We start from the raw sequence: 13,899 nt of genomic DNA on the forward strand, positions 1-13,899 counted from the left end.
CCTACTGCTTAGCGGTACGACCCGAAGTCGAAGTCGTCCAGCGGAACCGCCTGGCCGCTGGCCGGCCCGAAGCCGTAGTCGGTCTCCGGGTAGCCGGTCATCGAGTAGACCTTGGCCTTCGCCTCCTCGGTCGGCTCGACCCGGACGTTGCGGTACTTGCTGATGCCCGTACCGGCCGGGATGAGCTTACCGATGATCACGTTCTCCTTGAGGCCGATCAGCGAGTCGCTGCGGGCGTGGATCGCCGCGTCCGTCAGCACCCGGGTGGTCTCCTGGAAGGAGGCCGCCGACAGCCAGGAGTCAGTGGCCAGCGAGGCCTTGGTGATACCCATCAGCACCGGGCGACCGGCGGCGGGCTCGCCACCCTCGCCGACGAGCCGGCGGTTCTCCGACTCGAACAGCGCCCGGTCGACGAGCACACCCGGCAGGAACTCGGTCGAGCCGGAGTCGATCACCGTCACCCGCTTGAGCATCTGGCGGATGATGATCTCGATGTGCTTGTCGTGGATGAGCACACCCTGCGAGCGGTAGACCTCCTGGACCTCCTGGGTCAGGTGGACCTGGACCGCGCGCGGGCCGAGGATGCGCAGCAGCTCGTGCGGGTCGATGGTGCCCTCGGTGAGCTTCTCGCCGACCTCGACGTGGTCGCCGTCGTGCGCCCGGAGCCGGACCCGCTTCGAGATCTTGTCGTAGACGATCTCGTCGCTGCCGTCGTCCGGGATGACCACGATCTTGCGGGACCGCTCGCCGTCCTCGATCCGGATGCGACCCGGGGTGTCGGCGATGGGCGCCTTACCCTTCGGCACCCGGGCCTCGAAGATCTCCTGGACACGGGGCAGACCCTGGGTGATGTCCTCACCCGCGACACCACCGGTGTGGAAGGTACGCATCGTCAGCTGCGTACCCGGCTCACCGATCGACTGGGCGGCGATGATGCCGACCGCCTCGCCGACGTCCACGGTCTTGCCGGTCGGCAGCGAGCGGCCGTAGCACGCACCGCAGACGCCCAGCTTCGACTCGCAGGTGAGCACGCTGCGCACCCGCACCGTCTCGGTACCGGCGGCGACGATCGCGTCCACCAGGATCGAGTTGATGTCCTGGCCGCGGTGGGCCACCACGGTGCCGTCCGGGCCCTTGATGTCGTCGGCGAGCGTCCGGGCGTGCACGCTGGTCTCGGCGTGCTCGTGCACGACCAGCTTGCCGTCGATGCGCTCACCGATCTGCATCGGGATGGCGCGGTCGGTGCCGCAGTCCTCCTCGCGGATGATGACGTCCTGCGAGACGTCCACCAGACGCCGGGTCAGGTAACCCGAGTCGGCGGTACGCAGGGCGGTGTCCGCGAGACCCTTACGGGCACCGTGCGTGGAGATGAAGTACTCCAGCACGGACAGACCCTCCCGGTAGCTGGCCTTGATCGGCCGCGGGATGATCTCGCCCTTCGGGTTGGCCACCAGACCACGGATCGCCGCGATCTGCCGGAGCTGGAGCAGGTTACCGCGGGCACCCGAGTTGATCATCTTCCACAGCGGGTTCTCCTGCGGCAGCGCGGTGTCCATCTCCTTGGCGACCTCGTTGGTCGCCTTGGTCCAGATCTCGATGAGCTCGCCGCGGCGCTCCTCGGCGGTCATCAGACCACGCTGGTACTGCTTGTCGATCCGGTCGGCTTCCTTCTCGTACCGCTCCAGGATCTCCCGCTTGCGCGGCGGAGCGATGACGTCCTCCATGCCGATGGTGACGCCGGACCAGGTGGCCCAGTGGAAACCGGCCTCCTTGAGCCCGTCCAGGGTGGCCGCCAGGGCCACCTTCGGGAAGCGCTCGGCGAGGTCGTTGACGATCGCGGAGAGCTGGCCCTTGCGGATCTCGTAGTTCACGAAGCGGTAGCCCGGGGGCAGCGTCTCGTTGAACAGGACCCGGCCCAGCGTGGTCTCCACGGTCACCGGCTCGCCCTCGGTCCACCCCTCGGGGGCGGTCCACGGCTCGGCGCCGGCGCCGTTGTCCACACCGACCACGTCGCGCAGCCGGATCCGGACCGGAGCCTGCAGGTGCAGCTCGCCGTTGTCGTACGCCATCCGCGCCTCGGCGTCCGAGCTGAACGCCCGGCCCTCGCCCTTGCCACCCGGAGTGAGGTGGGTCAGGTGGTAGAGACCGATGACCATGTCCTGGGTGGGCATGGTGACCGGCTTGCCGTCGGCCGGCTTGAGGATGTTGTTCGACGACAGCATCAGGATCCGCGCCTCGGCCTGGGCCTCGGCGGACAGCGGCACGTGGACCGCCATCTGGTCACCGTCGAAGTCGGCGTTGAACGCGGTGCAGACCAGCGGGTGGATCTGGATGGCCTTGCCCTCGACCAGCTGCGGCTCGAAGGCCTGGATGCCCAGACGGTGCAGGGTCGGCGCGCGGTTCAGCAGCACCGGGTGCTCGCCGATGACCTCTTCCAGCACGTCCCACACGACCGGCCGCTGCCGCTCGACCATCCGCTTGGCGGACTTGATGTTCTGCGCGTGGTTGAGGTCGACCAGCCGCTTCATCACGAACGGCTTGAACAGCTCCAGCGCCATCTGCTTGGGCAGGCCGCACTGGTGCAGCTTGAGCTTCGGGCCGACCACGATGACCGAACGGCCGGAGTAGTCGACGCGCTTGCCCAGCAGGTTCTGGCGGAACCGGCCCTGCTTGCCCTTGAGCATGTCGGACAGCGACTTCAGCGGCCGGTTACCCGGGCCGGTGACCGGACGACCACGGCGGCCGTTGTCGAACAGCGCGTCGACGGCCTCCTGGAGCATCCGCTTCTCGTTGTTGACGATGATCTCGGGCGCGCCGAGGTCGATCAGCCGCTTGAGGCGGTTGTTCCGGTTGATCACACGCCGGTACAGGTCGTTCAGGTCGGAGGTCGCGAAGCGGCCACCGTCGAGCTGCACCATCGGGCGCAGGTCCGGCGGGATGACCGGGACGCAGTCCAGCACCATGCCGAGCGGCGAGTTGCGGGTGTTCTGGAACGCCGCGACGACCTTGAGCCGCTTGAGCGCCCGGATCTTCCGCTGGCCCTTGCCGGAGCGGATGGTCTCGCGCAGGTTCTCCGCCTCGGCCTCCAGGTCCATGTTCTGGACCAGGGCCTTGATCGCCTCGGCGCCCATGCTGCCGGTGAAGTACTCACCGAAGCGGTCGCGCAGCTCGCGGTAGAGCAGCTCGTCGGTGACCAGCTGCTTCGGCTCCAGCTTGCGGAAGGTGTCGAGGACCTCGTCGAGGCGGTCGATCTCGCGCTGGGCCCGGTCGCGGATCTGGCGCATCTCGCGCTCTCCGCCCTCCTTGACCTTGCGCCGGACGTCCGCCTTCGCGCCCTCGGCCTCCAGCTCGGCCAGGTCGGCCTCCAGCTTGGCGGCCCGCTTCTCGATCTCCGAGTCGCGGCTGTTCTCGGCCTGCCGCTTCTCGGCCAGGATCTCGTTCTCGATGGTCGAGAGGTCGCGGTGACGCGCTTCGGCGTCCACGCTCGTCACGACGTACGAGGCGAAGTAGATGATCTTCTCGAGGTCCTTCGGGGCGAGGTCCAGCAGGTAGCCCAGCCGGCTCGGCACGCCCTTGAAGTACCAGATGTGGGTCACCGGAGCGGCCAGCTCGATGTGACCCATCCGCTCCCGGCGAACCTTGGAGCGGGTCACCTCGACGCCGCAGCGCTCGCAGATGATGCCCTTGAAGCGGACCCGCTTGTACTTACCGCAGTAGCACTCCCAGTCCCGCTGCGGACCGAAGATCTTCTCGCAGAAGAGCCCGTCCTTCTCCGGCTTGAGGGTGCGGTAGTTGATGGTCTCGGGCTTCTTGACCTCGCCGTGGGACCACTGACGGATGTCGTCAGCGGTGGCGAGGCCGATGCGCAGCTCGTCGAAGAAGTTGACGTCGAGCACTATGTCCCCTATGTCGTCGTCTGTACTGCTAGCTAACGAGTGGGATCCGGGGCAGGGTGACCCTGCCCCGGATCACCACCTCAGACCTCTTCGACCGAGCTCGGCTCGCGCCGGGACAGGTCGATGCCCAGCTCCTCCGCCGCCCGGAACACCTCGTCGTCGGTCTCGCGCATCTCCAGGGCCACACCGTCGCTGGAGAGCACCTCGACGTTGAGGCACAGCGACTGCAGCTCCTTGAGCAGCACCTTGAACGACTCCGGGATGCCCGGCTCGGGGATGTTCTCGCCCTTGACGATCGCCTCGTAGACCTTGACCCGGCCCAGGACGTCGTCGGACTTGATGGTCAGCAGCTCCTGCAGGGCGTAGGCGGCGCCGTACGCCTGCATGGCCCAGCACTCCATCTCACCGAAGCGCTGGCCACCGAACTGCGCCTTACCACCCAGCGGCTGCTGCGTGATCATCGAGTACGGGCCGGTCGACCGGGCGTGGATCTTGTCGTCGACCAGGTGGTTGAGCTTCAGGATGTAGACGTAGCCGACCGCGATCGGGTCGGGCAGCGGCTCGCCGGAACGACCGTCGAACAGCTGCGCCTTGCCGCTGCCGCCGATGAGCTGGTTGCCGTCCCGGTTGGGCAGGGTCGACGCCAGCAGACCGGAGATCTCCTCCTCGCGGGCACCGTCGAAGACCGGAGTGGCCACGTTGGTGTCCGGCTCGGACTCGTGCGCGTTGATCGAGCGGAGCTGGCGCTTCCACTCGGCGTCGTCGCCGTCCACGCTCCAGCCGGTCTTGGCCACCCACCCGAGGTGGGTCTCCAGGACCTGGCCGATGTTCATCCGGGACGGCACACCGAGCGGGTTCAGCACGATGTCGACCGGGGTGCCGTCCTCCAGGAACGGCATGTCCTCGATCGGCAGGATCTTGGAGATGACGCCCTTGTTGCCGTGGCGGCCCGCGAGCTTGTCACCGTCCTGGATCTTGCGCTTCTGGGCCACGTAGACCCGGACCAGCTCGTTCACGCCCGGGGGCAGCTCGTCGCCGTCCTCGCGGGAGAAGGTACGCACACCGATGACCGTGCCGGTCTCGCCGTGCGGCACCTTCAGCGAGGTGTCCCGGACCTCGCGCGCCTTCTCGCCGAAGATCGCGCGGAGCAGCCGCTCCTCGGGGGTCAGCTCGGTCTCACCCTTCGGGGTGACCTTGCCGACCAGGATGTCGCCGGGGACGACCTCGGCGCCGATCCGGATGATGCCGCGCTCGTCGAGGTCCGCGAGCATCTCCTCGCTGACGTTCGGGATGTCGCGGGTGATCTCCTCCGGGCCGAGCTTGGTGTCCCGGGCGTCGACCTCGTGCTCCTCGATGTGGATCGAGGTGAGCACGTCCTGCTGCACGAGGCGCTGCGACAGGATGATCGCGTCCTCGTAGTTGTGGCCCTCCCAGCACATGAACGCCACCAGCAGGTTGCGTCCGAGCGCCATCTCGCCCTCGTCGGTGCACGGACCGTCGGCGATGACCTGACCGGCCTCGACGCGGTCGCCCTCGAAGACGACCGGCTTCTGGTTGACGCAGGAGCCGGCGTTGGAGCGGCGGAACTTGTGCAGCAGGTACGTCCGGCGGTGGCCGTCGTCCTGGTGGACGGTGATGTAGTCCGCGCACAGGTCCTCGACCACACCGCCGACCTCGGCGACGACGACGTCACCGGCGTCGACCGCGGCGCGGTACTCCATGCCCGTACCGACCAGCGGGGCCTCGGCCTTGACCAGCGGCACCGCCTGACGCTGCATGTTCGCGCCCATGAGCGCGCGGTTGGCGTCGTCGTGCTCCAGGAACGGGATCATCGCGGTGGCGACCGAGGTCATCTGCCGCGGCGACACGTCCATGTAGTCCACGGCGCCCGGCGCGACGTCCTCGGTCTCGCCGCCCTTACGGCGGACCAGGACGCGGTCCTCGGCGAAGGTGCCGTCCGACTTCAGCGGGGCGTTCGCCTGCGCCTTGACGAACCGGTCCTCCTCGTCCGCGGTCAGGTAGTCGATCTGGTCGGTGACCCGGCCGTCGATGACCTTCCGGTACGGCGTCTCGATGAAGCCGAACGGGTTGACCCGGGCGAACGTGGACAGCGCGCCGATCAGGCCGATGTTCGGGCCTTCCGGCGTCTCGATCGGGCACATCCGGCCGTAGTGGGACGGGTGCACGTCGCGGACCTCGAAGCCGGCCCGCTCGCGGGACAGACCACCCGGGCCGAGCGCGCTCAGCCGGCGCCGGTGGGTCAGGCCCGCCAGCGGGTTGGTCTGGTCCATGAACTGGGACAGCTGCGACGTACCGAAGAACTCCTTGATCGCCGCCACCACCGGGCGGATGTTGATCAGGGTCTGCGGCGTAATCGCCTCGACGTCCTGGGTGGTCATCCGCTCGCGGACGACCCGCTCCATCCGGGAGAGACCCACCCGGACCTGGTTCTGGATCAGCTCGCCCACGGTACGCAGGCGACGGTTGCCGAAGTGGTCGATGTCGTCGGCCTCGTAGCCCTCCTCACCGGCGTGCAGCCGGCAGAGGTATTCCACGGTGGCGACGATGTCGTCCTCGGTGAGCGTGCCGGTGGTGATCGGCACGTCCAGCTCGAGCTTCTTGTTGAACTTGTAGCGCCCGACCTTGGCGACGTCGTACCGCTTCGGGTTGAAGAAGAGGTTGTCGAGCAGGGTCTGGGCGTTCTCACGGGTCGGCGGCTCGCCAGGGCGGAGCTTCCGGTAGATGTCGAGCAGGGCCTCGTCCTGGCCGGCGATGTGGTCCTTCTCGAGCGTGGTCATCATGAGCTCGGACCAGCCGAACTTCTCACGGATGCGCTCGGCGGACCACCCGATGGCCTTGAGCAGGACGGTGACGGCCTGGCGGCGCTTGCGGTCGATGCGAACGCCGACCGTGTCGCGCTTGTCGATGTCGAACTCCAGCCAGGCACCCCGGCTCGGGATGACCTTGACGCTGGAGAGGTCGCGGTCGGAGGTCTTGTCCGGCTGCTTGTCGAAGTACACGCCCGGCGAGCGGACGAGCTGGCTGACCACGACGCGCTCGGTGCCGTTGATGATGAAGGTGCCCTTCGGCGTCATCATCGGGAAGTCACCCATGAACACCGTCTGGCTCTTGATCTCGCCAGTGGTGTTGTTGGTGAACTCCGCGGTCACGAACAGCGGCGCGCAGTAGGTCAGGTCCTTCTCCTTGCACTCCTCGATCGAGGCCTTGACCTCGTCGAAGCGCGGAGCCGAGAAGGAGAGCGACATGGTGCCGGAGAAGTCCTCAATGGGACTGATCTCGTCGAGGATCTCCGCGAGACCCGAGCGTGCGTGCGGGTCGTCCGCCGACCGGCCCTGCCAAGCCTCGTTGCCGACGAGCCAGTCGAAGGACTCGTTCTGGATGGCGAGGAGGTTGGGGACCTCGAGGTGTTCGGTGATCCGACCGAAAGAAACTCGGCGGGGCGCGAATGCGCTCGACGTACGACTGGTCTTCGCAGGGCGGGAAGCTGCCAAGATGCGTCCTTCCGAGGACCGGTGCTGCAGAACGGCTGGTACGCGTGCACTCCAATGACCCCACCAGAAATATCCACAATCGGACATTTCCGAGCAGGGGTCAAGTCGGAAGGCAGCGCAAACTAGCAGTGTAGCCGAGAGGCTAACCGCTGTCCAGCCCACCCCGCAGGTCGTCGCGGAACAAGCCCTGGGACCTCGAAAAACCGGGTCGACCGGGCCGCTCGGAACGCGACGCTCCTGCCGGTCCGCTCGGGAGCCGCGGCGGCGGTGCTGCCGTTGCCCTTACCCGAGAGGCGGCCGTTGCAAGCGCGGAAGGTCTTGCTGATGTTCAGCGTGCCTGGCAGGCCGGTGCCGCGTCAAGGGCCGGTTACCGCTCGGGGTGTCTTTCCCACCGACGGGCTACCGACAGACGTCGCTGACCGGCCGATGAGAGGACGCTGTACGCCCTGCTCACGCCGTTCGCCGGTGGGTGGCACCAACACGGCGGGCGGTGACCCGGTCTCCCGGATCACCGCCCGCCGCGACGCGATGTGCCCCGGCTCACGTGAGCCGGACGCGCGTCAGGTGGAGCAAGGTCACTTGAGGGTGACCTTGGCGCCCTCGCCCTCGAGCTTGGCCTTGGCCTTCTCGGCGGTCTCCTTGTTGGCCTTCTCCAGGACGGCCTTCGGAGCGGCCTCGACCAGGTCCTTGGCCTCCTTGAGGCCCAGGCCGGTCAGCTCGCGCACGACCTTGATGACCTGGATCTTCTTGCCACCGTCGGCGTCGAGGATGACGTCGAACTCGTCCTTCTCCGGCTCGGCCTCGGCGGCCGGGGCACCCGGACCGGCCGGGCCGGCCATGGCGACCGGAGCGGCGGCGGTGACCTCGAAGGTGTCCTCGAACTGCTTCACGAACTCGGAGAGCTCGATCAGCGTCATCTCCTTGAACGCGTCGAGCAGCTCTTCGGTGCTGAGCTTCGCCATGTCTGGCGTCCTTTCTCGCAATGAAAACTAAGAACGTGGGTGCGCCGGGTGGCCTCAGGCCGCCTCGGCGCCCTCCTTCTCGCGCTTGTCCTGCAGGGCGGCCGCCAGACGCGCGGTCTTGGCGAGCGGAGCCTGGAACAGGGCCGCGGCCTTGCTCAGGTTGCCCTTCATGGCGCCGGCCAGCTTGGCCAGCAGCACCTCGCGGGACTCCAGGTCGGCGAGCTTCGTGACCTCGGCCGCGGAAATGGCCTTGCCCTCGAAGACACCGCCCTTGATGACGAGCTTCGGGTTGGCCTTCGCGAAGTCGCGAAGCCCCTTCGCCGCCTCGACGACGTCGCCCGAAACGAAAGTCAGCGCGGTAGGACCGGAGAACAGCTCGTCGAGCCCGGAGATGCCCGCATCGGCCGCGGCACGCTTCGCCAGCGTGTTCTTCGCGACCGTGTAGCTGGTCTCCTTGCCGAGCGAGCGCCGCAGCTGGGTGAGCTGCGAAACCGTGAGCCCGCGGTACTCGGTCAGCACGGTCGCTCCCGCGTTGCGGAAGCTCTCGGTCAGCTCGGCGACGGCCGTGGCCTTGTCGGCCCGGATCGGCTTGTCCGCCATGTCCCTCCTCTCTCGTTGCTCGGAGCTGGTACGCCGGCGGCGAGCCGAGGCTCGACGACGGCGGCGGAGGCATCACGACAACGAAAAAGCCCCGGCGCAGGGCGCACGGGGCGAGGGCCGGGACACGGGCACAGTCGGCGGACCGTGCGTGACACCGAGTTTCGCTTACCGCCCTGCGCGGGTCGCCCGTCGTCGCGGGACCTTCGACCGTGCCGGAGCACGGTGACCAGCGGTCTTTGGGTGGAACTACCGCACCAGGTTACGCGACGTACGCCGCAGCACCAAATCGCGCCGAGTGCTCCCGGTCACCCACCGCTCAGGTCACCCACCGGTCACGGCCGGGTACGCCGCGCCCAGGCGTAGCCGGTCAGCGCCACCGCCGCCCAGAGCGCCGCCCAGCCGGTCAGCAGCAGGCCCTCGCCGGCCGCGACCGGCCCGGTGAGCGCCCGCGCGGTCGCCATCACCGGCGGGGCCAGCCACGGCACGACCGAGCCGGAGAGCCCGAGCACCACGACCCCGACCGCGCCGGTGACCAGCACCGCCACCCCGTAGCCGGCGCTGCGCGTCACCGCCCGGCTGGCGAGCGCGCCGAGCGCCACCGCCGCCGGCAGCGCGAGCAGGTGCGCCCAGAGCCCCAGGGCCACCCCGGCGAGCACCGGCCGCTCCCCCGGCCCGACGGCAGCGGTGACCCCGCCCAGCGCCCACGGCAGGGCCAGCGCGAGCAGCACCACGGCGAGCCCCGCCACCAGCGCCGCGATCAGCCCGGCCGCCCGTTCCCGGGCCGGGCCGGCCACCACCCGGGCCATCCGGCGCTGCACGTCGGGTTCCACGTCCAGCAGGATCTTGGTCTGCCAGGCCAGCACCGGGAACAGCACCACGGCGGAGACGCCGTAGGCCTCCGCCGGCCGGGCCCGGCCGCCGCCGTAGAGGACGCCGAGGACGAGCAGGCCGGCCAGCACCGGCGCCAGCGCCCGTCCGGTACGCACGAAGCCGGCCAGCCGCAGCCGGACCAGCGCGATCACCGGGCCACCTCCGGTGCCGGCCCGGGGCGGGCGGAGTCCCCGGCCTCGGCAGCGGCCTGGTCCGGGGAGCCAGCGGCGGACGCGCCGCCCGGCCCGCCGGTGCCCGACGGGCCGGCGGAGGCCGGCACCGGGTGCGTGGCCGGGGGCGGGACGGCGTGTTCGCGTACCCGAAGGATCTGGTGGCCGTCGGCGCGCAGGCGGGCGACGGCGGCGGCCAGCCCGGCGGCCGGCACCGCCAGCTCGACCACGGCGACGGCCGCGCCGCCCGACGACGCCTCCTCGGTCACCGTGCCGTCGGTGACCGACAGGTGCCGGGCGCCCGGGAGCCGGACCGTCTCGCCCCGGTGGTCGCTGACCAGCACCGCGCCGCCGCCGGCCAGCACCTCGCCGATGATCTCGGGGACCGCCTCGCGGGCGGTGGCGTCCAGCCCCTCCCAGGGCTCGTCGAGCACCAGCAGGCCGGGCGGGCGCAGCAGCGCCTGCGCCAGGCCGACCTTCTGCGCGGTGCCCTTGGACAACCGCGGCAGGCGTACGCCGTGGAAGGGAGTCAGGCCCAGCCGCTCCACCCAGTGGCGCACCGCCCGGTCGGCGGCGGGACCGGGCACGCCGGCGACGCGGCCCATCGCGGACAGGTAGGCCCCGACGGTGAACGGCTGGTCGGCGGGGAAGCGCTCCGGCACCCAGCCGACGACCGGCGGCCGGTCGGTCACCCGGCCCCGGCTCGGGCGCAGCACCCCGGCGGCGAGCTGGAGCAACGTGGACTTGCCGGCGCCGTTGCGGCCGAGCACCACCGCCGCCTCACCCGGGCCGATCGCGACGTCGACCTGCCGCAGCACCCACGGGCTGTGCCGGTGGTAGCGGAGCCAGACGCCGTCGAGCCGCATGCGCCCGAGCGTGCCACACCGGACGGACGGACGGGGCCCCGCCACAACGTGGTGGCGGGGCCCCGTCCGGGAGTACGCGTGCTCAGCCCTCGGCCGAGCCCTCCTGGAAGTTCTTCACGACCTTCGGGTCGACCGGGACGCCCGGGCCCATCGTGGTGGTGAGGGTGACCTTCTTGAGGTACGTGCCCTTGGCCGCGGACGGCTTGGCCCGCAGCACCTCGTCCAGCACCGCGGCGTAGTTGTCCACCAGCTGGTTCTCCGAGAAGGAGGCCTTGCCGATGATCAGGTGCAGGTTGGAGTGCTTGTCCACCCGGAAGGTGATCTTGCCGCCCTTGATGTCCGAGACGGCCTTGGTGACGTCCATGGTCACGGTGCCGGTCTTCGGGTTCGGCATCAGACCGCGCGGGCCCAGGATCCGCGCGATCCGGCCGATCTTGGCCATCTGGTCGGGCGTGGCGATCGCCGCGTCGAAGTCCAGCCAACCGCCCTGGATACGGGCGACCAGCTCGTCGGTGCCCACCTCGTCCGCACCCGCGGCGACGGCCTCCTCGGCCTTCGCGCCGGCGGCGAAGACGATCACGCGGGCGGTCTTACCGGTGCCGTGCGGCAGGTTGACCGTGCCGCGGACCATCTGGTCCGCCTTGCGGGGGTCGACGCCGAGGCGCATCGCGACCTCGACCGTGGCGTCGAACTTGGTGTTGGTGGTGTCCTTGGCCAGCTTGACGGCCTCGACGGGGGTGTAGAGCTTCGACCGGTCGATGACCTCGGCGGCCTTGCGGTAGCTCTTGCTGCGCTGCATTTCTGGTGACTCCTGTGGTCTCTGGCGGGCGCGCGGCGTGCGCGGCCCTCCCACGAACAGAAAGATCGGGTGGAGCGGTGGAGCGAGATCAGTCGGCGACGGTCAGGCCCATCGACCGGGCGGTGCCGGCGATGATCTTCTCGGCCTGGTCGATGTCGTTGGCGTTGAGGTCCGCCATCTTCTTCTCGGCGATCTCGCGCAGCTGAGCGCGGGTGACCGAGCCGACCTTCTCCTTGTGCGGGACGCCCGAGCCCTTCTGCACACCGGCGGCCTTGATCAGCAGCCGGGCGGCGGGCGGGGTCTTCAGCACGAAGGTGAACGTGCGGTCCTCGTAGACGCTGATCTCGGCGGGGACGATGTCGCCCCGCTGGGACTCGGTCTGCGCGTTGTAGGACTTGCAGAACTCCATGATGTTCACGCCGTGCTGGCCGAGCGCGGGGCCGACCGGCGGCGCCGGGGTGGCCTGGCCCGCCGGGAGCTGAAGCGTGAACGTCTTGACGAGCTTCTTCTTCGGAGGCATGTCTCTTCCTGGGGCTTGGAACTGGGATTCTCGCCGGTCCGCGGGCGCGCACGGTCAGCACGGTGCGGACAGCCGACGTTCTAGGGTAGCGCAGCCGTCGGCCACCCTCCGCGCCGAGGTCGGCGGGCGGCGAAACGGCGCACCGGCGGCCACCCCCGGAGGGGCGGGCCGCCGGTGCCGACGTACGTCAGATCTTGGCGACCTGGTTGAAGTTCAGCTCGACCGGCGTCTCCCGGCCGAAGATCGACACCAGCACCTTGAGCTTCTGCTGGTCGGCGTTGATCTCGCTGATCGTCGCCGGCAGCGACGCGAACGCGCCGTCGGTGACGGTGACCGAGTCGCCGACCTCGAAGTCGAGGACCTTGATCTCGGGCTTGGCCTTCTTCTGCTCGGTCTCGACCGCCGGGGCCAGCCACTTGAGAACCTCGTCGAGGCTCAGCGGCGCCGGCCGGTCGGCCCGGTCGGTGGCGCCGACGAAGCCGGTGACCCCGGGGGTGTTCCGGACGCAGGAGTAGGACTCGGCGGTCAGCTCCATCCGGACCAGGATGTAGCCCGGGAAGACCTTCGCCTGGACCTGCGACCGCTTGCCGTTCTTGACCTCGACCTCTTCCCGGGTCGGCACCTCGACCTGGTAGATGAAGTCCTCCATGTCGAGGGAGGTGATCCGGGTCTCGAGGTTGGTCTTGACCTTGTTCTCGTAGCCGGCGTACGAGTGCACCACGTACCAGTCGCCGGGCGCGTAGCGCAGCTTCTGGCGCAGCTCGGCGACCGGGTCGAAGTCCTCGTCCGGGGCCGGCTCGGTGGTCGGGAACTCCGGCTCGCTGGCGGCCTCGACCGACTCGTTGTTGGCCGCCGTCGCCACCGTGGACTGGTCGTCCGGGGTTCCGGCGGTCTCGTCGTACTCAGGCACGCTCGCTCACTTCCGTCAGTATCGCTGTCCGCAGGTCAGCTGGACTCGCCGAAGACCCACAGCACCGCCTTGGCGAAGCCGTAGTCCAGGCCGGCCACGATCGCCAGCATCACCGCGACGAAGGTGACCACCACGGCCGTGTAGGTCAGCAGCTCCTTGCGGGTCGGCCAGATGACCTTACGCAGCTCGGCCACGACCTCGCGGAAGAACCGCGCGATGCGGGCGAACAGCCCGATCCGCTCGGTGTCCTTGCGGGTCTTCCGGCCCTCGGCCGGCTCGGCCTGCGCCCGCTTACGGGTCGCGGTGCCACCCCGGGCGACCGGCTCGTCCGCGTCGGTGGCGTCGTCGTCGGCCACGTCGTCGACGGTCGCGTCGTCGTTCAGACGCTCGTCGCCGTCGTCCTCGCCGCGGCGCTTGCTCTCGGCCACTTCGCCCTCCGTGCGGGTATGGGGTCGCACGCCGGGCGGCGTGCGCGGCGTGTTGGTCACGCCGGCCGGACCAACCGTCCCGCGACGGGCCGCGGCCGGCGGACCGGCCGGGAGGGCCCGAACGCCTCGGAACCACCCCACCGGTGCCACCACCACGGGCCGGACGCCACCGGTGAGGGTGGCGCGACCCACGGAACGGTCAGGCCTGAGGCGCAGGGGTGACAGGACTTGAACCTGCAGCCTGCGGTTTTGGAGACCGCTGCTCTGCCAATTGAGCTACACCCCTGTGCGGCAACTCACCTCCACCCGGACACGCTGTGCCGAGCGGGGGTCACTTGCCCCACGGCGGACCAGTGTACGGGTAGT

Annotated in this window: 10 protein-coding genes and 1 tRNA gene; all 11 read right to left on the bottom strand. The window is 69.6% G+C overall.

Annotation, left to right across the window (positions count from 1 at the left end; genetic code table 11):
• Positions 1-8: 8 nt before the first annotated feature.
• Positions 9-3,896, bottom strand: coding sequence for a DNA-directed RNA polymerase subunit beta' (locus tag CLT75_RS20760; RefSeq protein WP_135242077.1), 3,888 nt, complete (start codon positions 3,894-3,896; stop codon positions 9-11).
• An 80-nt stretch (positions 3,897-3,976) separates the two neighbouring features.
• Positions 3,977-7,408, bottom strand: coding sequence for a DNA-directed RNA polymerase subunit beta (gene rpoB / locus CLT75_RS20765; protein WP_013288641.1), 3,432 nt, complete (start codon positions 7,406-7,408; stop codon positions 3,977-3,979).
• A gap of 575 nt (positions 7,409-7,983) precedes the next feature.
• Positions 7,984-8,370, bottom strand: a complete 387-nt coding sequence (gene rplL, locus CLT75_RS20770) for a 50S ribosomal protein L7/L12 (RefSeq protein ID WP_135242078.1) — start codon at positions 8,368-8,370, stop codon at positions 7,984-7,986.
• Between the two features lie 54 nt (positions 8,371-8,424).
• Entirely contained in the window at positions 8,425-8,970 is a 546-nt protein-coding gene (rplJ, locus tag CLT75_RS20775; protein ID WP_018784544.1) for a 50S ribosomal protein L10, read from the bottom strand.
• Between the two features lie 332 nt (positions 8,971-9,302).
• Positions 9,303-9,992, bottom strand: a complete 690-nt coding sequence (locus tag CLT75_RS20780) for a hypothetical protein (protein ID WP_135242079.1) — start codon at positions 9,990-9,992, stop codon at positions 9,303-9,305.
• A complete protein-coding gene (locus tag CLT75_RS20785; RefSeq protein WP_135242080.1) occupies positions 9,989-10,876 on the bottom strand; it encodes an ATP-binding cassette domain-containing protein in 888 nt (295 codons plus the stop codon). Before CLT75_RS20785 ends, CLT75_RS20780 begins: the two co-directional genes overlap by 4 nt.
• Before the next feature lie 82 nt (positions 10,877-10,958).
• On the bottom strand, positions 10,959-11,675 hold the full coding sequence (gene rplA / locus CLT75_RS20790; protein ID WP_135242081.1) for a 50S ribosomal protein L1: 717 nt from the start codon (positions 11,673-11,675) through the stop codon (positions 10,959-10,961).
• An 88-nt stretch (positions 11,676-11,763) separates the two neighbouring features.
• A complete protein-coding gene (gene rplK / locus CLT75_RS20795; protein ID WP_013288647.1) occupies positions 11,764-12,195 on the bottom strand; it encodes a 50S ribosomal protein L11 in 432 nt (143 codons plus the stop codon).
• 187 nt (positions 12,196-12,382) lie between these two features.
• Positions 12,383-13,105 (bottom strand): transcription termination/antitermination protein NusG, encoded by a 723-nt coding sequence (gene nusG / locus CLT75_RS20800; protein WP_135242082.1) that lies wholly within the window; start codon positions 13,103-13,105, stop codon positions 12,383-12,385.
• A 35-nt stretch (positions 13,106-13,140) separates the two neighbouring features.
• Positions 13,141-13,533 carry a preprotein translocase subunit SecE gene (gene secE / locus CLT75_RS20805; protein WP_013288649.1) on the bottom strand — a complete coding sequence of 131 codons (393 nt, stop codon included), beginning with the start codon at positions 13,531-13,533 and terminating at the stop codon, positions 13,141-13,143.
• Between the two features lie 213 nt (positions 13,534-13,746).
• Positions 13,747-13,819 (bottom strand) — tRNA-Trp (locus CLT75_RS20810).
• Positions 13,820-13,899 lie beyond the last annotated feature (80 nt).

The sequence above is a fragment of the Micromonospora sp. CNZ285 genome, from assembly GCF_004637285.1.